At 63.6% G+C, this 20,966-nt stretch carries 22 protein-coding genes and 1 tRNA gene; 10 read left to right on the forward strand and 13 right to left on the reverse strand.

The genetic code is table 11. The features are described from left to right. Positions 1-372: 372 nt before the first annotated feature. From ACNJX8_RS01060 to ACNJX8_RS01080, 5 genes are all read right to left on the reverse strand, one after another. Positions 373-975, reverse strand: a complete 603-nt coding sequence (locus ACNJX8_RS01060; RefSeq protein WP_128930524.1) for an ATP-dependent Clp protease proteolytic subunit — start codon at positions 973-975, stop codon at positions 373-375. A gap of 41 nt (positions 976-1,016) precedes the next feature. Then, complete coding sequence (locus tag ACNJX8_RS01065; protein ID WP_128944575.1) at positions 1,017-1,373, reverse strand: SRPBCC family protein; 357 nt, start codon at positions 1,371-1,373, stop codon at positions 1,017-1,019. After that, complete coding sequence (locus ACNJX8_RS01070; protein WP_018646000.1) at positions 1,370-1,684, reverse strand: ArsR/SmtB family transcription factor; 315 nt, start codon at positions 1,682-1,684, stop codon at positions 1,370-1,372. Before ACNJX8_RS01070 ends, ACNJX8_RS01065 begins: the two co-directional genes overlap by 4 nt. Positions 1,685-1,726: 42 nt before the next feature. After that, positions 1,727-3,028, reverse strand: a complete 1,302-nt coding sequence (locus ACNJX8_RS01075; RefSeq protein ID WP_439359290.1) for an ammonium transporter — start codon at positions 3,026-3,028, stop codon at positions 1,727-1,729. Between the two features lie 81 nt (positions 3,029-3,109). Next, positions 3,110-3,448 carry a P-II family nitrogen regulator gene (locus ACNJX8_RS01080; protein ID WP_028176997.1) on the reverse strand — a complete coding sequence of 113 codons (339 nt, stop codon included), beginning with the start codon at positions 3,446-3,448 and terminating at the stop codon, positions 3,110-3,112. A 234-nt stretch (positions 3,449-3,682) separates the two neighbouring features. On the opposite strand from ACNJX8_RS01080, the gene ACNJX8_RS01085 reads away from it, so the two are divergent. Further along, positions 3,683-4,582, forward strand: coding sequence for a DUF4339 domain-containing protein (locus ACNJX8_RS01085; RefSeq protein WP_439359291.1), 900 nt, complete (start codon positions 3,683-3,685; stop codon positions 4,580-4,582). Positions 4,583-4,586: 4 nt separating this feature from the next. On the opposite strand, the gene tesB is transcribed toward ACNJX8_RS01085, so the two are convergent. After that, positions 4,587-5,450: an acyl-CoA thioesterase II gene (tesB, locus tag ACNJX8_RS01090; protein WP_128930528.1), complete on the reverse strand. Its 864-nt coding sequence runs from the start codon at positions 5,448-5,450 to the stop codon at positions 4,587-4,589. Between the two features lie 136 nt (positions 5,451-5,586). Between tesB and ACNJX8_RS01095 the strand changes: the two genes are divergently transcribed. Then, positions 5,587-6,807 carry a ubiquinone biosynthesis hydroxylase gene (locus ACNJX8_RS01095; protein ID WP_439359292.1) on the forward strand — a complete coding sequence of 407 codons (1,221 nt, stop codon included), beginning with the start codon at positions 5,587-5,589 and terminating at the stop codon, positions 6,805-6,807. 211 nt (positions 6,808-7,018) lie between these two features. Here the strand turns inward: ACNJX8_RS01095 and ACNJX8_RS01100 are convergent, their stop codons facing one another. Together ACNJX8_RS01100 and ACNJX8_RS01105 are read right to left on the reverse strand one after the other, a co-directional pair. Continuing rightward, on the reverse strand, positions 7,019-7,216 hold the full coding sequence (locus tag ACNJX8_RS01100) for a Trm112 family protein (RefSeq protein ID WP_247970042.1): 198 nt from the start codon (positions 7,214-7,216) through the stop codon (positions 7,019-7,021). A 124-nt stretch (positions 7,217-7,340) separates the two neighbouring features. After that, on the reverse strand, positions 7,341-7,871 hold the full coding sequence (locus ACNJX8_RS01105; RefSeq protein WP_439359293.1) for a TetR/AcrR family transcriptional regulator: 531 nt from the start codon (positions 7,869-7,871) through the stop codon (positions 7,341-7,343). A 111-nt stretch (positions 7,872-7,982) separates the two neighbouring features. On the opposite strand from ACNJX8_RS01105, the gene ACNJX8_RS01110 reads away from it, so the two are divergent. The 4 genes from ACNJX8_RS01110 to ACNJX8_RS01125 all read left to right on the forward strand — a co-directional run bounded on the left by ACNJX8_RS01110 (position 7,983) and on the right by ACNJX8_RS01125 (position 12,158). Continuing rightward, entirely contained in the window at positions 7,983-8,333 is a 351-nt protein-coding gene (locus ACNJX8_RS01110) for a hypothetical protein (protein WP_128930531.1), read from the forward strand. A 204-nt stretch (positions 8,334-8,537) separates the two neighbouring features. Beyond that, complete coding sequence (locus tag ACNJX8_RS01115; RefSeq protein ID WP_091882699.1) at positions 8,538-8,816, forward strand: PepSY domain-containing protein; 279 nt, start codon at positions 8,538-8,540, stop codon at positions 8,814-8,816. A 49-nt stretch (positions 8,817-8,865) separates the two neighbouring features. After that, positions 8,866-9,456: a cytochrome b/b6 domain-containing protein gene (locus ACNJX8_RS01120; RefSeq protein WP_439362048.1), complete on the forward strand. Its 591-nt coding sequence runs from the start codon at positions 8,866-8,868 to the stop codon at positions 9,454-9,456. A 200-nt stretch (positions 9,457-9,656) separates the two neighbouring features. Then, the gene (locus tag ACNJX8_RS01125; RefSeq protein ID WP_439359294.1) at positions 9,657-12,158 is read left to right on the forward strand and encodes an EAL domain-containing protein; all 2,502 of its coding nucleotides are present in this window, start codon (positions 9,657-9,659) and stop codon (positions 12,156-12,158) included. Positions 12,159-12,170: 12 nt separating this feature from the next. Here the strand turns inward: ACNJX8_RS01125 and ACNJX8_RS01130 are convergent, their stop codons facing one another. Together ACNJX8_RS01130 and trxA are read right to left on the reverse strand one after the other, a co-directional pair. After that, entirely contained in the window at positions 12,171-12,848 is a 678-nt protein-coding gene (locus ACNJX8_RS01130; protein ID WP_091882705.1) for an LON peptidase substrate-binding domain-containing protein, read from the reverse strand. A gap of 32 nt (positions 12,849-12,880) precedes the next feature. Then, on the reverse strand, positions 12,881-13,804 hold the full coding sequence (trxA, locus tag ACNJX8_RS01135) for a thioredoxin (RefSeq protein WP_128944581.1): 924 nt from the start codon (positions 13,802-13,804) through the stop codon (positions 12,881-12,883). Between the two features lie 272 nt (positions 13,805-14,076). On the opposite strand from trxA, the gene ACNJX8_RS01140 reads away from it, so the two are divergent. The 4 genes from ACNJX8_RS01140 to ACNJX8_RS01155 all read left to right on the forward strand — a co-directional run bounded on the left by ACNJX8_RS01140 (position 14,077) and on the right by ACNJX8_RS01155 (position 17,677). Next, positions 14,077-14,151: transfer RNA gene (locus ACNJX8_RS01140), tRNA-Gly, on the forward strand. A 76-nt stretch (positions 14,152-14,227) separates the two neighbouring features. Continuing rightward, positions 14,228-15,214, forward strand: a complete 987-nt coding sequence (locus ACNJX8_RS01145; protein WP_164935115.1) for an NAD-dependent epimerase/dehydratase family protein — start codon at positions 14,228-14,230, stop codon at positions 15,212-15,214. Positions 15,215-15,597: 383 nt separating this feature from the next. Next, the gene (locus ACNJX8_RS01150) at positions 15,598-16,878 is read left to right on the forward strand and encodes a PQQ-dependent sugar dehydrogenase (RefSeq protein WP_128930536.1); all 1,281 of its coding nucleotides are present in this window, start codon (positions 15,598-15,600) and stop codon (positions 16,876-16,878) included. A gap of 205 nt (positions 16,879-17,083) precedes the next feature. Further along, complete coding sequence (locus ACNJX8_RS01155) at positions 17,084-17,677, forward strand: c-type cytochrome (RefSeq protein WP_439359295.1); 594 nt, start codon at positions 17,084-17,086, stop codon at positions 17,675-17,677. Between the two features lie 207 nt (positions 17,678-17,884). Here the strand turns inward: ACNJX8_RS01155 and panE are convergent, their stop codons facing one another. The 3 genes from panE to ACNJX8_RS01170 form a co-directional block, all read right to left on the reverse strand. Continuing rightward, positions 17,885-18,808, reverse strand: coding sequence for a 2-dehydropantoate 2-reductase (gene panE / locus ACNJX8_RS01160; protein WP_439359296.1), 924 nt, complete (start codon positions 18,806-18,808; stop codon positions 17,885-17,887). A gap of 92 nt (positions 18,809-18,900) precedes the next feature. After that, positions 18,901-19,509, reverse strand: a complete 609-nt coding sequence (locus ACNJX8_RS01165; RefSeq protein WP_091883062.1) for a 2-hydroxychromene-2-carboxylate isomerase — start codon at positions 19,507-19,509, stop codon at positions 18,901-18,903. A 96-nt stretch (positions 19,510-19,605) separates the two neighbouring features. Then, positions 19,606-20,955, reverse strand: a complete 1,350-nt coding sequence (locus tag ACNJX8_RS01170) for an MATE family efflux transporter (protein WP_439359297.1) — start codon at positions 20,953-20,955, stop codon at positions 19,606-19,608. Positions 20,956-20,966 lie beyond the last annotated feature (11 nt).

Raw genomic sequence — 20,966 nt, forward strand, 5'->3', positions numbered from 1 at the left:
TCGCCACGAGGGAGAAGTTCACTACGCGGGCTCAGCCGAGACCCGTAGAATCAAATGCCGTGCCAGATCAGGCGCGTTGCCTAACGGATTATGAAAACGCGTGTTTTCGCGCCTAACGCGCATTGCCGTGCGGTGCGATATTACGTCGCGCTCAAAACGTGGTCACGTCTGCTCAAAACGCAGGCAGGACAGGCTGCCGACACAATGTTGCTCATGTGTCGGGCAGTCAAAAGGTATTTTGATACGGAAGGGGACTTGAGAAATATCGAGACCACTGCGCCCGCTGCTTACGGGATACGCTCATCGCGGCGGCCGCGGGTCGAGCAGATGAACCTCGCCGAGGGTATCCCGCTGAGGGCCGCTGTCGCACCATCAGGCGGCGTCGCGCTCTGCAAAAACCCGGTCGACCAATCCCCATTCGACTCCCTGCTGCGCGGTCATGAAGTGGTCGCGGTCCAGGGTCCGTTCCACCTCCTCTTCAGTCCGTCCGCAATGCTGCGCATAGAGCCTGGTGATGCGCCGCTTGGTTTCCTGCATTTCGTTGGCGTGGATCAGGATGTCTGACGCCTGGCCTTGGAAGCCGCCGAGCGGCTGATGCACGTGAAGGCTCGCATTGGGCAGCGCGGCGCGGTGACCGGGTTCGCCGGCCATCAGCAGGAACGAGCCCATGGAGCGCGCGGTGCCCATGCACAGCGTATGAACCGGCGCCTTGATGAACTGCATGGTGTCGTACATCGCGAGCCCGCTGGTAACCACGCCGCCATAGGAATTGATGTAGAGATTGATCGGCCGGCTCGGATTCTCCGCCTCCAGGAATAGCAGCTGCGCGCAAACCAGCCCGGACATCGCATCATTGACCTCGCCGTTGAGGAAGATGATGCGTTCGCGCAGCAGCCGCGAGTAGATGTCGAAGGATCGTTCGCCGCGGGCGGATTGTTCGACGACCATAGGGACGAGCTGAAGCATGTCGCGCATCGGCGACCTCCATGTCTGCAGGTGATGAAGTTGTGTTGTTGCTAGGCCGCCGCGCGCATCAGGCAGCAATTGCTATTGGCCGGCTGCGGCAGCCTTGTTCGCTCGTCGCAGGCTTGCTGGATGATGCGAAAGCGGGTGCCGCCGTCTTCGTTCGGCTCGATCCGGAAGATGACGTGGCTCTCGCGAAATGGCGGTTTGGAATCGCGAAGCCGGTAGCGCACCTCTTCACCTGCGATCGTTGATTCCGGCTCGGCGCCGGCAAGGTCGCAATCCGGCAGCCAGCGCTCGCGCAATGCAGGAATGGTCACGGCGCGCCAGACTTTTGCCGGCGGTGCATCGAAATCATATTCGAGCACGAGGGCTTCGTCGGGACGATCAGGCTTCACGGTGTCGCTCATTGATCCATGTCCTTCAGGAGGTCAGCGAGTGCTTCCATGCGCTTCGGCCAATAGGCGCGGTAGCGCGCAAGCCATGCCCCGATGGCGACAATTCCGTCCGGGTCGACTTCGTAATTCACAAAGCGGCCCTGCCGCTGTTCGCGCACGAGGCCTGCCGCGCGCAGCACCGAAAGATGCTGCGACATCGCGGGTTGGCTGATCTCCAATCCGTCGCGCAAGGCGCTGGCATTCAGGCTTCCGCCAGCGAGCTTTTCAAAGACCTTGCGGCGCGTCGGGTCGGCCAGCGCCTTGAAGATGTCGGCTTCGATCATGACAACACATAAGCACGTACTTATGTGTTGCGCAAGCCCCTGTTACTGAAGCGCCTCGCCGTGCTGCGAAATATCCAGCCCCTCGAGCTCGTGCTCACGGGATACGCGCAAGGGCACGAACAGGCCGACCAGCTTGAGCAGGATGAAGCTCACCCCTGCCGACCATACGAAGGTGACGGCGACGCCATAGAGCTGGATCAACACTTGCTGCGGGTGGCCCTCGATCAGGCCGGCGGTGCCGCCGATGGCGCTGGTTGCGAACACGCCGCCAAGCAGGGTGCCGGTCAGGCCGCCGATGCCGTGGACGCCGAACACGTCGAGCGAATCGTCATAGTTGAAGCGGTGCTTCAGCCACGTGCAGGCCCAGTAGCAAACCGCACCGGCAATGATGCCGATGACGATGCCGTGCCAGGGCGCCACGAATCCGGAGGCCGGTGTGATGGTGCCGAGGCCTGCGACCGCGCCGGAGATCATGCCGAGCACCGAGGGCTTGCGCCGCGTCGACCATTCGATCGCGCCCCATGTCAGGGCGCCGGCGCAAGCGGCGAGATGCGTTGCAATGATCGCCATCACCGCGCGCGAATTGGCCGCGCCGGCCGAGCCGCCATTGAAGCCGAACCAGCCGACCCACAACAGGCCGGTGCCCATCACCGCCAGCGAGAGATCGAACGGCGAAAGATTCTCGGTGCCGTAGCCGTGACGGCGCCCCATCACCTTCGCGGCGACGAGGCCGCCGGTGCCGGCGGACAAATGCACCACGAGGCCGCCAGCGAAATCCAAAACGCCCATGCTGGCGAGGAAGCCGCCACCCCACACCCAATGCGCCAGCGGAATATAGACGAAGATGAACCAGGCGACGGAGAACAGGAGATAGGCGGAGAACCGCATGCGATCGGCGACCGAGCCCGCGACCAGCGCCACCGTGATGATCGCAAACGTCATCTGGTACAGCATGAACAGCGATTCCGGGATCGTCTTGGCCGCCGGGTTGACGCTGTCCATGGTCATGCCCGCCAGGAACCAGCGGTCGAGCGTGCCGATCCACGGGCCGTCGCCGACGAAGCACAGCGAATAACCGAACGCGACCCAGAGAATCGAAATCAGCGTCACCGCGGCGAGGCTCTGCGCCATGGTGGCAAGCACGTTCTTCTTGCGCACCATGCCGGAGTAGAACAGCGCAAGTCCGGGGATCGTCATCATCAGCACCAGCGCGGTGGCGACGATCATCCAGGCGGTATCGGCAGTGTTGATCTCGGAGCCTGCGGCGTGCGCCGGCGAGGCAATGGCAGACGCAAATCCGATCGGCGCAGCCATAGCGGCTGCGCGGCGCAAATATCCCGCCATGTCGTTCCCCCCGGCATTAACTGGCGTCGCACGCTGTGGCGTCGTTGCCCGGTGCGATCGAAGAAGATGTATTAGATTAGATCAGAGCGCGTCGCTGTCGGTTTCGCCGGTGCGGATACGCAGCGCGTGGTCGATCGGCGTGACGAAGATCTTGCCGTCACCGATCTGGCCGGTGCGCGCGGTCGCAGTGATCACGCTGACCGCCTTGTCGGCAACGTCGGACGCGACCGCGATCTCGATGCGCAGCTTCGGCAGGAAGTTCACGACATATTCGGCGCCGCGATAAATCTCGGTGTGGCCCTTCTGGCGGCCATAGCCCTTCACCTCGGTCACGGTCATGCCGTGGACGCCGATCGCCGTCAGGGCCTGGCGGACCTCATCGAGCTTGAAGGGTTTGATGATCGCGACGACGAGTTTCATGGCAGGCCTATTCCCCGGGATGCGCCGCGCCGTATGTCCCCGGCGCTGCGTCAATCTGGCATCTTTCCGGGCAAATGGCACAAAAAAGTTGCAGATTGAAGCGGAAAAACGTTTGGCCATGTGAACGGCCGCCTCTGTACAGGGCAGCCGTCCATCCTTCACAATGCATTTTCGGCATGGATTGGGTGAACCTGCCGGTCCCGGGCGGTACATAAGTATTTTGGGGGACGCATCATGGCGAGTTGGTTCTACGCATCCGAGGGCAAGCAGCAGGGGCCCTTTCCGGAGGGGCAGTTTCGCGACCTCATCGCCCAAGGCGTCGTGCGCCCGGATACGCTGGTCTGGACCGAGGGCATGGCCGGCTGGCAGAAGGCCGCCGAAATCCCCGGCTTGATCGGAGGCGGCGGCGCGCCGCCGATGATGCCGGTCGGCGGACCGCCGATGATGGGCGCCGGTGGGTATGCCAGCGCCGGCGGCTATGGTGGCGCAGGTGGAGGATCGCTGGCGGTCGATTTTGGCATCCTCGAGTTCACCTGGCGCAGCATCGTCTTGCTGATCGGAATGATTTTCGTTCTGCCGGCGCCGTGGGTGTTCGTCTGGTACACGCAATGGATCGTGTCCTGCGTGAAGGTCCCGGGTCGTCCGAATCTCAGCTTCACCGGCAATGCGATGGCGCTGGTGCCCTGGTATTTCGGCTTCATCGTCCTGGCGATCGCCATCTCCTTCATCGGAAGCCAGCTGCTCAGCAACCTGCTGTTCATCGTGCAGATCGTCCTCTACTGGCTGCTGATCAAATGGATGGTCGCAAACCTCGCCTCCAACGGCCAGCCGCTGGGCCTGAGCTTAACCGGCTCGATCTGGGCCTATATCGGCTGGAGCCTGCTGTTCGCGATCTCGATCATCACCATCATCGGCTGGGCCTGGGTCGCCGCGGCGCAGATGCGCTGGTTCTGCCGCAGCGTCGAAGGCACACGGCGCGAAATCGTGTTCAAGGGCAGCGGACTTGAGATCTTGTGGCGCGGAATCGTGGCCGCGATCCTGTGCAGCTTCATCATCCCGATCCCGTGGGTGTATCGCTGGATCGTGAACTGGTTTGCGTCGCAGACCGAACTCGCTCCGCGCGGCTCGCTCTAAGCGATCACGCCCTCCGCTCGCGCACGGAGCCTTCCTGCGCGACGGAGGCGACCAGCGTGCCGTCGGGCTTGAAGATCGAGCCGCGGGTCAGTCCGCGGCCCGATTGTGCGCTCGGCGAATCCTGGGCGTAGAGCAGCCATTCGTCGGCGCGGAACGGGCGGTGAAACCACATCGCGTGGTCGAGGCTCGCCGGCATCATGCGCTTGTCGAACAGCGTGCGGCCATAGCGCGCCATGATCGCGTCCAGCAGCGAGAAGTCCGAGGCATAGGCGAGCGCGCACATGTGCAGCGCCGGATCGTCCGGCAGTTTCGCAGCGGTCCTGATCCAGACGTGAATGCGGCCGTCCTCGATCTTCTGGCCGAAATAGCGGCCGAGCTCGACCGGACGCAGCTCGATCGGACGATCGGATTCGTAGTAGCGGCGGATGAACTCCGGCATCTCCTTGAACATCGGCTGCTTCGCCACCTCCTCCGCCGTGAGCTTTTCCGGTGGCGGGACGTCCGGCATCTTGTCCTGATGGTCGAACGCGCTCTCCTCCTCGGCATGGAACGACACCATGATCGAGAAGATCGCGTTGCCGTGCTGGATCGCGGTGACCCGGCGCGTCGAATAGCTCTTGCCGTCGCGCAGGCGCTCGACCTGGTAGATGATCGGGATCTGCGGGTCGCCCGGCAGGATGAAATAGCAATGCAGCGAATGCGGCAGCCGGCCCTCGACGGTGCGGCAGGCCGCCACCATCGCCTGCCCGATCACCTGGCCGCCGAACACCCGCTGCCAGCTCGTCTTCGGGCTGTTGCCGCGGAACAGGTTCACCTCGAGCTGTTCGAGGTCGAGGATCGAAATGAGGTCGATCAGGCTTTTGGACATGCGTGAGCTTTCTTGCCGTCATTTCCGGATTGAAGCTCCGAAATGACATACGGGCCGTTCCGCCCTTGTTTCACCGCACTGTTTCGCCCACCTCAAGTCTGCTAGCAAGACCAGGAATTGGCCGGGAAAGTCGGGTATGTCGGTACAGGGTAGCATTGTCATTGGCGGCGGCGCGTTTGCAGGGCTGGCGCTGGCGCTGGCGCTGCGCCAGGGGCTCGGGCCCGAGATTCCCGTCATCGTGGCCGATCCCGCGCTCAGCATGCGTCCGAGCCGCGACCCGCGCGCCACCGCGATCGTGGCCGCCTGCCGCCGCCTGTTCGAGGCGATCGGCGCCTGGGACGATGTCCGGGGCGAGGCGCAGCCGATCCTCGACATGGTCGTCACCGATTCCAAGCTGGAGGACGCTACGCGCCCGGTGTTCCTGAATTTCGCCGGCGATGTCGCGCCGGGCGAGCCCTTCGCCCATATGGTCGAGAACCGCCGCCTGATCGATGCGCTGGTGGCGCGCGCCGAGGCCGAGGGCATCGATCTGCGCGCCACCACTGTCGCGTCCTACGACGCGCGTTCCGAGGGCATCGACGTGACGCTCGGCGATGGCAGCGTGATCGCGGCGAGCCTGCTGGTCGCTGCCGATGGCGCCAGATCCAAGCTGCGTGAGCGCGCCGGCATCGCCACCCACGGCTGGGAGTATGACCAGTCCGGCATCGTCGTTACCGTCGGCCACGAGCGCGATCACGAGGGCCGCGCCGAAGAGCACTTTCTGCCCGCCGGCCCGTTCGCGATCCTGCCGCTATCCGGCAGGCGGTCATCGCTGGTGTGGACCGAGCGCCGCAGCGAGGCCGCGCGCATCATCGCGCTCAGTGACGAGGAGTTCCACGCTGAACTCGAGCAGCGCTTTGGCCTGCATCTCGGCGAGGTCAAGGCGCTTGACAAGCCGCGCGCATTCCCTCTGTTCTATTTCGTCGCGCGCTCCTTCATCGCCGAGCGCCTGGCGCTGGTCGGCGATGCCGCCCATGTCATCCATCCGATCGCGGGCCAGGGCCTCAACATGGGGCTGAAGGATGTCGCCGCGCTGGCCGAGGTGGTCGTCGATGCCGCGCGGCTCGGCATGGATCTCGGCGGCGCCGACGTGCTGGACCGTTACCAGCGCTGGCGCCGGTTCGATACCATGGCGATGGGCGTTGCCACCAACTCGCTGAACTTCCTGTTCTCCAACCAGTCGACGCTGCTGCGCACGGTGCGCGACATCGGCCTCGGCCTCGTCGACCGCGCCCCGCCGCTGAAGAATCTCTTCATCCGCCAGGCGGCTGGTTTGACTGGTGAAGTGCCGCGCTTGTTGAAGGGCGAGGCGCTATAGGTCTCGCTGCTGCCTTAACTCTCCGCCGTCATCCCGGACAAGCGCGCTCTCAAGCGCGCAGATCCGGGATCCATACGCCGCAGCAATCGTTTTGCGAAGACTCGGAGTTGCCAGCTCACGCAACCATGCAATTCCGTGGTCATGGATCCTGGCTTTCGCCAGGACGACCCCGAGAGTGCTGCGCGGCCATCGCGTGCAACTCTCGCTTATCTCAATCGATCTTGCGCGCCTCTTCCGGCAGCATGATCGGGATGCCGTCGCGGATCGGATAAGCGAGCTTGGCGCTGCGCGAGATCAGCTCCTGCCGTGCGGCGTCGAACTCCAGCGGGCCCTTGGTCAGCGGGCAGACCAGAATCTCCAGCAATTTCGGATCGACGCTGGCTTCGGGGCGATCGGTGGGGGCGTTCATTGGTGGTCTCCGGCAGTCGGCTGCCTCTAGCACAGAAATTCGCATCCGCCCATCGCGGCTGCCAAAGCGTTTTCCAGCGAAATGGGTACCGGTTCGCGGAAAGAAAACGCGTCAAAATAAGAATCTAAGCGGACACCATCCGCAAGAGCTCGTCGAGCAGGGCCTGGAGCCGCGCCGGCGGCACCGGCGTGCCGGACAAGGCAAAGCCGAGAAAGGTCCAGTACAGGATCTGCGAGCGCGCCTGCGCCATCGCCGGGTCGAGCCCCCGCTGCTTCAGCAGCGCCTCGATATAATCGAGCCTGCGGCGGTCGATCGCGCGGACTGCGCCTTGCGCGGCCGCATCGAACGCCGCCCAGTTGCGCACGGCGCGCTCGAGGTCGAGCCGCGCGCCGAAGGATCTTCGCAACAGGGCATTCAGCGGCTCGTCACTGCCGGCCTCGACGTCGGCGATGATCTGCTCGGCCGCGATCTCGCGCCAGCGTTTCAGCAAGGCGGCGTGGAAGGCGCCGAGATCGGCAAAATGCCAGTAGAAGCTGCCGCGCGACACGCCCATGGCCTTGGCGAGCGGATCGGCTTTCAGCGCCGTAAAACCGCTTCTGGCGAGCGCCTTGAGCCCCTCCTTGATCCAGTCGTCGGCGGAGAGCTGTTCGGTCATGGCGGGTTCCCGATGATCAGGACCATACACGAGTGTATTGACAGATCACCGCGCGTGGGTCCATACCATACACGACTGCATGGACAACTGGATGGATCGGGAGTTTCCGTCATGCGCGACCTCCTGTTGCAATGCTCCGGCGCCGCCGCGGTCGTGCTGGCGCTGATCCACGGCATGCTCGGCGAGACCAAGGTGTTCGCGCGGGCCACGATCGAACCGCCGCGCCTTCGTACGCTGATCCGCTTGGTGTGGCAGGCCGGCACGGTGGCGTGGATCGGCGGCGGCGTACTGCTGCTCGCGGCACCCTGGATGCAATCCAACCTCGCCCGGCACTGGATCATCGTCACGCTCGCCGTCGTGTTCGGCTTCGCGGCACTCGCCAATGCCTTGGCGACGCGCGGCCGCCACTTTGGCTGGGTCGGCATGGGTGCTGTCGTGGCGCTTGCGGTTGCCGGCTACTAGCGACACCCGCGTTTTGGCCCGTGAGGCGTAAGGCCGCAGCGGCGCTTCAAATGCGCGCTGCATACGGAGAGCGCTGATCTTTTGACGACCGTTAGAATGAATCTAAGATTGGTCACCCCCGAACCGGATTGACTTCACCTTCACCTTTGCTTCCTTCGGCTGCGCTTCGCGCTGAGCACACAGCGCACAGAGAAGGAGACGTTCGTGAAGGTCATTCGTGTTGTTGCCATTGCGCTGACGATCGGGATTGGTATGGGATCGGCGGCCATGGCCGACGGTTTCAAGGACTGCACCAAGCTCGACAAGGCGTCGTGGAAGCCGGCCAGCGAAGCCGAAGCCAAGGCCAAGGCGCTGGGCTACGAGGTGCGGCGCTCCAAGATCGAAGGCTCGTGCTATGAGGTCTACGGCGTCAAGGAAGGCAAGCTCTATGAGCTGTTCTACAGCCCCGAAGACCTCAGCTTGAAGCACACGATTGCCAAGTAAGCTGCGCAAGTAAACTGCGGCAAGTGAGCCCCAAAGCGAAACGGGCTTGATGGAAGAAGCGGCGCGACAAACGCGCGGGGCGTCCGACAGGACCCCCGCGAATCGAATCGTTTCGCGGACGGTCGCGGTCTGGGACCTCCCGCTGCGCCTCTGGCATTGGCTTCTTGCGATCTCAGTTCTGATGGCGTGGTTCACGCCGACCGTCTATGACGGCCTTCACCGCATCGTTGGCTATGCGGTCATCGGCCTCCTCGCCTTCCGCCTGATCTGGGGCTTGATGGGAAGCCGCTATTCGCGCTTCCGGATGGTCGGCGTCAGGCTGCGCGCCGCACCACACTATCTCTGGAATCTGCGCCGCGGCATCACCGGCCGCTATATCGGGCTCAACCCCGCCGGTACCTTGATGCTGGTGGCGCTGCTGGTCTCGCTGGCGGTGTCGACGATCACGGGCGCGATGTCGGTGACCGTCACCTTTTTCGGCGTCTGGTGGGTCGAGGATACCCACCATTACTCATCGGACGCGGTCATCGTGCTGGTCGTGCTGCACGTGCTCGGCGTGGTGCTGATGGGGATTCTCCAGCGCGAGAACCTGATCCGCGCGATGTTCACCGGACGCAAGCACATCCGCAACCGCCTCTAGGATTACCTTGCCATCGTCGCACGTGTTGTTCCCTCAGCTTGGGCGCGATTGCGGTAAGACATTCGCGATGCTCGGCAAAATCGAATTGCGCGGGGAGCATTAACGAGCCAGTAAGCATGCAATCAGACGTTGCACGAAATTAACGCGAACGACGTTTAGCCCGTCCACCATCGACACTATTGACGATGGAGCGATATTGGATGTTCCGCGTTTTTTCCTGCCTTACCGTCGAGCATGATTTCCGGCTCGTCGTGCTCGCCGGCCTGGTCTGCTTCGTCGCGAGTATTGTTGCAGTCAGCATCTTCCATCGTGCGATCGCGGCGCGCGCAAGGACGCGGCTGATCTGGATCGCGATTGCCGGCGCCGCCATCGGATACGGAATCTGGGCGACGCATTTCGTCGCCATGCTCGCCTACGAGCCCGGCGTTACCACCGGCTACGGAATCGTGCTGACGGCACTTTCGCTTGCGACGGCAATGCTTCTGACCTCGGGCGGCTTCGGCGTTGCGGTCGGCGATTCCGGCCGGTGGCGCGCGGCGGCCGGCGGCGTCATCATCGGCGGCGGCATTGCCAGCATGCACTATCTTGGAATGTGGGCGCTTGAAGTGCCGGGCCGCGTCGCCTGGTCGCTGGACCTCGTATTCGTCTCGATCATTCTGGCCATGTGCCTCGGCCATGCCGCTCTGGCCGTCGCGATCAGGTATCAGAATTACCGGGGCACGCTCGCCGCGGCGGTCCTGCTGACACTCGCCATCGTATCGCACCACTTCACGGCCATGGGCGCCGTGCAGATCACGCCGGATCCAACGCGTGCGACGGGCGCCCTGTCGCTTTCTCCGGCCGTGCTCGCGCTTGCTATCGCCGGTGTCGCGCTATCTGTGCTGGGCATGAGCCTGATCGGCGTGCTGGCCGATCGTCGCCTGGCAAGCAGAACCGCCAAATTCGAGGAGATCATCAGCCAGCTTTCGGACGCCCGGCAGCAGCTTGAAGACTCCCAGCAGGAACTGCAGGACCAGACGGTCAGGCTGGACACGGCGATCAACCACATGGTCGAGGGCCTTTGCATGTTCGATGCCGAGAAGCGGCTTGTCGTCTGCAACGAGCGCTATGCCCGACTGTATCGGCTGCCGCCGGAACTGCTGCGGACGGGGACCTCGCACACCGACATCATCAGGCATCGTATTGTGAAGGGAATCCTCAAGGGCGATTCCAGCGAGGGTGCTGCCGAGCAATTCATCTCGAAATTGGCGGCCCTGCCGTTCGATGCAGTCTCGAGCAGGATCGACGAGTTTGCGGATGGTCGGCTGATCCGCGTGACGCGACAGCCGATGACCGGTGGCGGATGGGTGGCCACGCATCTCGATGTGACCGAGCAACGCCGGTCCGAGGCCAAGATCACTCATATGGCGCAACACGACGCGCTGACCGATCTGCCAAATCGCGTATTGCTCAGGGAACGGATGGAGCATGCCATTGCGGTTACGCGCAACGGCGGCCTCGATCTGGCCGTGCTCATGCTCGACCTCGATCGCTTCAAGGAAGTCAACGACACGCTGGGACATCCGGCGGGCGATTCCCTGCTGCGCGCCGTCGCTGCGCGTCTGCGCGAATGCACCACGGAAACCGCGTTGATTGCCCGACTGGGCGGCGACGAATTCGCGGTGATCGATTACGTGACCAACCCGGCCGTGGAGGCCGCCGCCCTTGCCGAGAACATCAGAAAGGCGCTTTGCGAACCCTTCGATCTCGGCGATCACCGGGTCACGGTGGGCACCAGCATCGGCATTGCCATCGCGCCGCGCGATGGCAACGATTCCGACGTGATCATGAAGAGCGCGGATCTCGCGCTCTACTCGGCCAAGAGTGGCGGACGCGGAGCATTTCGTTTCTTCGAGCCGGAACTCGACGAGCTCATGCATGCGCGACGCAATCTGGAGCGCGACATGCGGGATGCGCTTGCCGGCCGTCAATTCGAGCTTCACTACCAGCCGTTCGTCAGCGCTGCCACCGGCAAGACCATCGGCTTCGAGGCCTTGCTACGCTGGCATCACCCGCAGCGAGGCCTGGTCCTGCCGAGCGAATTCATTCCGCTTGCGGAGGAAACCGGCTTGATCGTGCCGCTGGGAGAATGGGTCTTGCGGACCGCCTGCGCGGAAGCTGCCAAATGGCCTGCCTATGTCAGGATCGCAATCAACCTGTCTCCCGCTCAATTCAGGAGCACGGAGCTTGTTCCGGTCGTTGTCGGCGCGCTGGCGAGTTCAGGAATTGCGCCGCATAGGCTCGAGCTCGAGGTCACCGAGACCGTAATCATGCATGACAGCGACGCTGTTTTTGCGGTCCTCGCTCAGCTGCGCGAGCTCGGCGTGCGAATCGCCCTGGACGATTTCGGCACTGGCTATTCATCGTTGAGCTTTCTGCAAAGATTCCCGTTCGACAAGGTCAAGATCGACCGCAGTTTCGTGGGCGAACTATCCAGCGCGAGGGCAGAGGCGCACCATCTCGCGCGAGCAGTGGTTCGTTTCGCGGTCAGCCTCGGCAAGACGACGACCGCCGAAGGCGTCGAAACGAAGGCGCAGCTGGATATCCTCCGCGAAGAGGGGTGCGCCGAAACGCAAGGCTACTATTTCAGCCGGCCGATGCCTGCATCCGACGTCGCCACAATGCTGCGGGAAGGTTCCGGAGCGGCCATCCGCGCTGCGTGAGGATTCAGGCCGTCACTGCAGCGGTGGATCGCCGCTGGTGCGCTTCTTGGCGAGGTCCATCTCGGTGACAGCGATCAGGATCTCGGCGCGGGTCTTCAAGTCGGGCGCCTCCAGCATGGCCTGCTTCTCAGCGGGTCCATAGGGCGACATCATTGCCAGCGCGTTGACCAGTGCCTCGTTGGGGGCGCTCTCGACGCCCTCCCAATCGACCTTGAGGTTGTTGGCCTTCAGGAAGTCCGCCAGCACCGCCAGCAGCGCTTCGCGATCGACCTGGTCCTCGCCCATGCGCGCGGTGAAATCGTCGACGAAGGCGAAGAAATCCACCTTGCACTGCCGGTAGGCGGTCAGCACGTCGAGCTCCTCGACCACCTTGAAGCGCGAGACGCCGGTGAGCTCGAGGATGTAGCGGCCATCGCCGGATTCTGCGAGCTGGGTGATGCGGCCGACGCAGCCGACGCGGAACAGCGCCGGCTTGTCGGAATCCTTCGGCGAGTGCGCCACATCGGGCTGGATCATGCCGATCAGGCGATGGCCGTCACGGAAGGCATCGTCGACCATCGAAAGGTAACGCGGCTCGAAGATGTTCAGCGGCATCTGGCCGCGGGGCAGCAGCAGCGCGCCGGGCAGCGGAAATACCGGAATGATCTCCGGAAGGTCGGCGGGCCCGCGATATTCGATGTTGATCGGCATCTGCCCGGTCCCCCTGGCGTTGCCAGCACGCCCTACGAAAATAGGATCGTCGACAAACGCTTGCGTCCCTCGACGGTTGCATCATCCGTGCCGCCCCAGGCCTCGAAGAACTGCACCAGCTGCTTGCGGGCGCCGTCGTCGTTCCACTTGCGGTCGCGCTTGATGATCTCGAGCAACTGCTCGGTGGCGGCCGCGCGGTTGCCTTGCGCATTGAGCGCGGTGGCGAGATCGAATCGTGCCTGATGATCGAGCGGGTTTGCGGCGACTTTCTGTTCCAGCTCGGCCACCGGCCCCAGCGCTTCCGCCTGCTCGGCGAGGTCGATCGTGGTCTGCACGGCTTTCACAGCGGGATCGTTGCGCTTGGATTCCGGCACCATGGCCAGCGTCTGCTTGGCCTGCTCCATCGCGCCGGAGACCGCGTAGCACTTCGCAAGGCCCGCAAGCGCCGCGATGTTGGTCGAATCATGCTGGAGCGCCTCGGCATAGATCTGCGCGGCCGCAGCCGTGTCGCCCTCGGCGAGCACGGCCTCGGCCTCCTGCACGATCTCGGCGACGTTGACCTCGCCCGGCGCGGTCACGCCCTTGGTCAGCTTTTCGATGAAGGCGTTGAGCTGGCTCTCCGGTACCGCGCCCATGAATCCGTCGGCCGGCTGGCCGTTGACGAAGGCGATCACGGCCGGGATCGACTGGATGCCCATCTGGCCCGGAATCGCCGGGTGCTGGTCGATGTTCATCTTGACCAGCTTGACCTTACCCTTGGCCGCCTTGACCGCCTTTTCCAGGACCGGGGTGAGCTGCTTGCACGGGCCGCACCACTCCGCCCAGAAATCGATCAGCACCGGCTGGCGCTTCGATTCCTCGATGACGTCCTTCACGAAGGTCTGGGTGGTGGTGTCCTTGATCAGATCGGCGGCGGCCGGGCCCGCCGCTCCGTTACCCTGGTCGATGATCGTCACGGGATCCCCTCGTCATGTCTGGAATGGCGGCTGTTTAGCACGTCGTCGATGTAGATGCGCGTCGTCGGCTCCTAAATTGGGCCGGGACGGCCGAATTTCAATCCATTGCGGCCGATTCGCCGGTTCCGGAGCAGTTTCGGGCGATTTGGTCGCATTCAGGGTCCATATCGGGCCTCCGATTGCGAATCTATGCCGCCGGTAGCTGTTGCATTCCCCTCCCGCTTTTGGCATACGACAGCCGTTGCCGGCGCGTCACGCGACCGACACAGGATGCGGGTGTAGCTCAGTGGTAGAGCACGACCTTGCCAAGGTCGGGGTCGAGGGTTCGAGCCCCTTCGCCCGCTCCAATTTTTCCCAGAGCATCCAGCCAAACCGGGTCGGGTCGTGGTTTTCCGCGCCGCTGGCGGCTGTATTGGGTTTTGCATGACAATTCTGGTCACGGGCAGCGCCGGTCACCTCGGGGAGGCCATCTTGCGGACACTCCGGGCGCGCGGCTCGCCTGCGCGCGGCATTGATCTGAAGCCATCGCCCTTCACCGATGCCGTCGGCTCGATCGTCGACCCAGCCTTCGTCCGGCGCCAGATGGACGGCGTCACTGCCGTGATCCACACCGCGACGCTGCACAAGCCGCATGTGGCGACTCACGGCAAGCAGGATTTCGTCGACACCAACGTCACCGGCACGCTCAATCTGCTCGAGGCGGCCGCGGCCGCCGGTGTGAGGAGCTTCGTCTTCACCAGCACCACCAGCGCGTTCGGCTCGCAGCTCAGGCCGGAGGCGGGACAGGCCGCCGTGTGGGTTACCGAGGATCTGCCGCCGGTGCCGAAGAACATCTACGGCACGACCAAGCTGATGGCCGAGAACCTCTGCGAGCTGTTCTTTCGCGAGCGTGCCCTGCCGGTCGTCATCTTGCGGACCTCGCGCTTCTTTCCGGAAGCCGATGACGATCCTGCGATGCGGTCGGCTTACACGACCGATAACGCGCAGGCCAACGAGCTGCTCTATCGCCGGCTGGATATCGCGGATGCGGTGAGCGCCCACCTGCTCGCCGCCGAGCGCGCGCCCAGAATCGGGTTTGCCCGCTACATCGTCTCGGCCACGAGCCCGTTTGAGCAACGCCATCTCGCGGCGCTCGCGCGCGATGCCGCCAATGTCGTGCGCGAGCTCTATCCGGAGTGTGCGCAGCTCTATGCGGCGCGCGGCTGGCGCCTCTTCCCTGCGATCGACCGCGTCTATGTCAACGAACGGGCGCGGCGCGAGCTGGGCTGGCGGCCCGAATTCGACTTCGCGCATGTGCTGCGCAGCCTGCATGGTGACCGCGATTTTCGCAGCCCGCTGGCACGCGAGATCGGATCGAAAGGCTATCATGACACGGTGTTCGACGACGGGCCCTACCCCGTCGTCTCGTAAGCGCCGCGATTGCTATTTTGCTCGACGCTTCAAATGCCTGTCCGGTGCCACCGAGAACAACCCGGCCTGAGCCGTTCTACTGTGCATGGGGTTGTTTTCGCATTTTTTGTTGGTCCCACCCCGCGAGCCGCCTGCAAACGATCCGCGCGCCAACTTGATTCTGCGCTGCAGCGAGAGCGTTGTCGTCGCGCCGTTCGCTGCGCATTGACGTTCCGTCTCAATTTTCTCGGAGCGCAATCGTGGTGCACGCGGCGCGCTTCTCACCGTTCGCAGATGTGCTAACCTTTTTGCGTCTGTCGTCCTGACGGACCCAAAACTTCGCCTCTCGACTAGCAAAATAAAATAACGTGCAGCCCTGACGGCTGCCTTAGGGGAGTGACGCGATGAAATTCCATCAATCCGTCTTTCGATCCGTCGTGGCGCTTGCAGCGGTTGCCCTTCTCGCGGGGACCAGCGCTGGCAATGCGCAACAGCAGGACAAGAACAGGGCGCTGAAGAAATACGAATCCGGCACCAAGGAGTTCTGGACCCATCCGCCGGACGACTGGTTCCTCGGCGACGAGACCGAGGCACAGAAGGGCTTGGCACCGCCTTCGGGTCCGCCGACCGGTGCGTCGGAGGCCGAGCTCGCGGCGATGATGAAGAAGATCAAGCTGCCGCCGGGCTTCAAGATCGAGGTTTACGCCCCCGGCGTGCTTGCCGCGCGGCAAATGGCCTGGGGTGACAAGGGCACGCTGTTCGTCGGCTCGTTCGGCCTCGGCAACGTCTATGCCATCAAGGACAACAACGGAAAGAAGGAGGTCAAGACCGTCCTCAAGGGGCTGAACATGCCCACCGGCCTCGCCTTCAAGGACGGCGCGCTCTACGTCATCGCCGTCGACAAGCTGATCCGCTACGACGACGCCGAAGCCAATCTCGACAAGCTCGGCGACGGCAAGGTCGTCTACGACGACATGCCGTCCTATGCCGCGCATGGCTGGAAATACATCTCGGTCGACAAGGATGGCTGGTTCTTCCTGCCGTTCGGGCCGCCCTTCAATATCGGCATGCCGCCGACCAGCGTCGCGCAGATCCGGCGCGTCGATCCCAAGACCGGCAATGCCGAGATCTGGGCGCTCGGCGTCCGCAACTCCGTCGGCGGCGACGTCGATCCGCGCACCGGCAAATACTGGTTCACCGAGAATGCCCGCGACTGGATCAGCGACGATCTGCCCTCAGACAAGCTGAACATGATCAACAAGATCGGCGAGCATTTCGGCTATCCCTATTGCCACCAGGGTAATTTGCCCGACGACAAGTTCGCGATGGGCCACAAGTGCTCCGAGTTCACGCCGCCGGTGCTGAATCTCGGCGCGCATGTCGCTCCGCTCGGCATGAAGTTCTACACCGGCGACCAATTCCCCGCCGAGTACAAGAACAACATCCTGATCGCCGAACACGGCTCCTGGAATCGTCACAAGTATCAGGGCGCGCGCATCGTACGCGTGATCGTCGGGCCTGACGGCAAGAACCCCAAGCAGGAGATCTTCGCCTCCGGCTGGCTCGAGGGTGACCAGGGCTATCTCGGCCGTCCCGCCGACATCGTTCTCGCCAAGGACGGCTCGATCCTCGTCGCCGATGACTGGGCCGGCGCGATCTATCGCATCAGCTACAGCAAGAAGTAGAGCGACGTAACGGAAGGCTGCGACCGGGCGACGGTCGCAGCCTCTTTCATTCTCAAAGTCTCATGCGTCGTTCCGGATTGTACGCGACTTGCGCGCAAGTCCGGAACCCATACCCGCGCGCGGGGGTTATGGACTGTCCGATGCGCAATTGCGCATCATAGCTCGTGCCCCCGAATGACGAACTCGACAGAACGGAATTCCCATCATGCGCCGGAAGTTCATCTCGCACGCAATCAGCGCGGTTGCGCTCCTGACGCCCGGCGCCCTTCCAGTCGGCGCCGCCGATAATTCCGCGATCAAGGAGAAGGCGGCGGCCTGCGCCGGCTGTCACGGCGAGAACGGTATCTCGCAGACCGAGAACATTCCCTCGCTCGCCGGCCAGCCCGATCAGTTCCTGCAATGGCAGCTGGTGTTCTTCCGTGCCGGCTCGCGCAAGAACGATCAGATGCAGCCGATCGTCGAGGAGATCAACAACGAGGACATCCGCAATTTCGGCGCCTATTTCTCGCAGCTGACGCCGCCGAAGGGACCGGAGGACGGGGATCCGGACCTGTCGAAAAAGGGCGCACAGGTAGCTGCCGGCCGCCGCTGCGCCTCATGCCACACGGACAGCTATGCCGGCACCAAGGCGGTTGCGCGGCTCGCGGGTCAACGCGAGGAATATCTGGTCAAGGCGCTGCACGACTATAAAGCGGGCCAGCGCGTCGGCGGCGGCGTCGCCGCGATGGCCGATGTCGCCTATCACATGAGCGATGAGGAAATCACCGCCGTCTCGCACTATCTTGCGCATCTGAAATAGCTGGGGCTGTTGCGGCAAACTCTGCCGTCGTCCCGGACAAGCGCGCCTCAAGCGCGCGCCGATCCGGGACTCATAGCCACAGGATCGCGTTTTGCGAAGACTCGTAGCTTCCGTCTCGCGCAATAACCACGTCCTGTGGTTATGGGTCCCGGATCAGCGCTCGCTGTCGCTCGCTTGTCCGGGACGACAGCTGAGAGTGTAGCTGCCCTACCCCGCCCGCTGCTTCTCATACGCCTTCAGATGCGTATAGGCGATGCGCAGCTTCGGCACCGGCACCTTGGCAGCATCTCCGCGCGCGATGAGATCGCCGATGACGTGATCGGCTTCGACCGGCAGGCCCGCCTTGATGTCGCGGAACATGGATGCCGTCATCGGCGAGCCCTCGGTGGTCAGATTGCCCTTCACCCGCTCGAAGAATGGTCCGCCAGGTGCGTAGCCCGACGCAGCGGCGATCGCGCTGGTCTCGTCCAGCATGCCGAGCAGAAAATCCCTGCCGCCGGGGGCGGCGAGAATGTTGCCGACGGAGGTGCGCATCAGGCTGGTGGACGCCGCGAGCGTCGAGAGGAACACCCACTTCTCCCACATGTCCTGCATGATGTTCTGGCTGGCGGAGGCGCCATTGATGCCGCTCCTGAAGGCCTCGTCGATCGCCTTGACGCGGTCCGACAGCTTGCCGTCGCGCTCGCCGTAATTGATCGATTGCATCGGCTGCAGCTGCACCACCTCGCGCTTCTCGTTCAGCGTCGCGGCGATGGCGCAGAGCCCGCCCAGCACGCGCCCGGCGCCGAATTTCTGGTCGAGGACGTCGAGATGCTTCATGCCGTTGAGCATGGGGATGATCGCGGTGTTCGGCCCGACGGCGGCCGCGAACGACTTGATGGCGTCGTCGAGGTCGAACGCCTTGCAGCTGAGCAGAACGACGTCGAATTTTTCCGCGAGCTTGTCCGCTTGCACCGTCTTCGGATCTTTCAGCGTCACATCGCCGTTCGGGCTTTTGATGACGAGACCGGCGCTTGCGAGCTCGCTGGCGCGGCGCGGCCGGACCAGGAAGGTGACGTCGCGGCCGGCCTGCAACAGCCTGCCACCAAAATAGCCGCCGATGGCGCCGGCGCCGACCACGAGGATACGCATGAGGATTGTCCTTGTTGTTTCTTCTTTGCCGTCGTCCTGGCGAACGCCAGGACGACGCCAGGAGCTTGCCAGCTTTCAAAGCAATACGGAAATCACTTCCCCAGCACCATCTCCTCGACCTCGCGCAGCTGCTCCTTGCCGAAGAACATCTCATTGCCGACGAAGAAGGTCGGCGAGCCGAACGCGCCGCGCGCCACCGCCTCTTCGGTGTTTTTGATCAGTCTGCCTTTCACCTCGGGTTCCTGCGCGCGGGCGAACAGCTTTTGCGCATCGAGGCCGGATGACGCCAGCGCCTTCGCGGCGATCTCGGGATCGTCCATCTTCTTCGGCTCGCGCCACATGTGGTGGAAGGCCGCTTCGACATAGGCCTCGAACACGCCCTCGAGCTGCGCCGCGATCGCCGCGCGCATCAGGTTCAGCGTGTTGACGGGGAAGAACGGATTCATGACGTAGGGCTGCACCTTAAAGCGCTTGATGAAGCGCTCGGTCTCGATCGCGTGGAATTCACGCTTGTTCTTGATGCCGGCGAGCGTCTCGGCCGGCGACTTGTTGTTGGTCGCCTTAAAGATGCCGCCGAGCAGGATCGGCACATATTCGAACTTGACGCCGATGCGTTGCTCGATCGCCGGGATCGCCAGATGGCTGAGATAGGCGTTCGGGCTGCCGAAATCGAACAGGAATTGCGGGGCTGTGCGGGTCAAATTCGATCTCCCTGGCGGCGCTTTTCATCCATTTTGGCGTAGGCCGCGCCGCAGGTCCACCGTTTAATGATGGTCATAATACCTTGATGGCTCCCATCAGATCAGACGCCGGATCGTCTGCTTGCGCCACACCAGAAGGTAATAGCCCATCTGCAAAACGAACATGGCGCAGAACACGATCGGATAGGCGGCCCATACGCCCTTAAGGCCGATCGTGCGGCTCAGGATCACTGCAGACGGCAGCTCGATCGCGACGATGGCGAAGATCGCCAGCAGCATCGGCGTCAAGGCGACACCGGCGGCGCGCATGGCGCCCGAAAACACCGTGGCGAGGCCAAACGGCACCGAGCTCCACAAGGCGATGTAAAGCAGTTCCTTCGCCAGATCGAGCACGGCGCCGTCGGTGATGAAGATGCCGAGCACGGCGCGCGGCACCAGGTAAATCAGCGCCACCAGCCCGCCGGTCAGCACGAGGTTGAACGCAAGGCCGGTGCGCACGATGCCGTCGAGCCGCGCCCTGTCGCCGCCGCCGATCGCCTGCGCACCGAGGATCGAGACCGCGATCGAAATCGACATCGCCGTGAACTGTGTGTAGCCCATCACCTGATTGACAGCGCCGTACGCGGCCGTGGCGTTTGAGCCGAAGCCGTTGACGAGCCCAAGCAGCACCAGCTCGGCAATCGCCATCACCACCATGCCAATCGCGCTCGGCAGTCCAATGCCGAGGATTTTTCCGAGCACGGCGCCGTTGAGCCGCAGATGACGCAGCAGTGCCGCGTCCGGTGCCAGCGCGTGCTTTTTCCGGAGCAGATAGACGGCCAGCACGTTCAGCGTCAGCGCGTTGGCAATCGCAGCTGACCATGCCGGACTGGTGATGCCCGCCGCCGGCAATCCGAAGGCGCCGCGGATCAGCAGCGGCGTCAGGATCAGGCCGATCGCGGTCGACAGCGCCAGCGCGAGGAGCGGCGTCACGGTGTCGCCGACACCGCGGATCATCGCCGTCATCAACAGGAAGACGAAGCCGAGCGGCATGGTCAGCAGCATGATGCGGGCATAGGCGCTGGCTTGGTCGCGTATATCAGCGGGCGTCGCAAGCATGACCATCAATTGCCGGCTGAAGATCCCGCCAGCGAGTGCAACCGTTGCCGAGAGCATTAGACCGATCGCGAGCGTCGTGCCGACGACGAGCTTGATCCGGCCGTGCTCGCACGCGCCAAAGGCCTGGCCGATCAGCACGGTGGCCCCGGTGCTGATGCCCATGACGAAGGCGAACAGGAAGAACATCACCGGGAAGAAGGCCGAGACCGCGGCGAGCGCGTCGATGCCGATCATCTGGCCGAGATAGACGTTGCTGACGGTGCCGAATAGCGATTGCAGCGCGTTGCTCAGCATCAAGGGTGCGAGGAAGCGAAGAAACGTCGTCGAGAGAGGCGCGGGTGCGGACATGGATTTGCCTT

Origin of the sequence: Bradyrhizobium sp. SPXBL-04 (assembly GCF_051853035.1) — a bacterium.
In the GTDB taxonomy this organism is placed as follows: domain Bacteria; phylum Pseudomonadota; class Alphaproteobacteria; order Rhizobiales; family Xanthobacteraceae; genus Bradyrhizobium; species Bradyrhizobium zhanjiangense.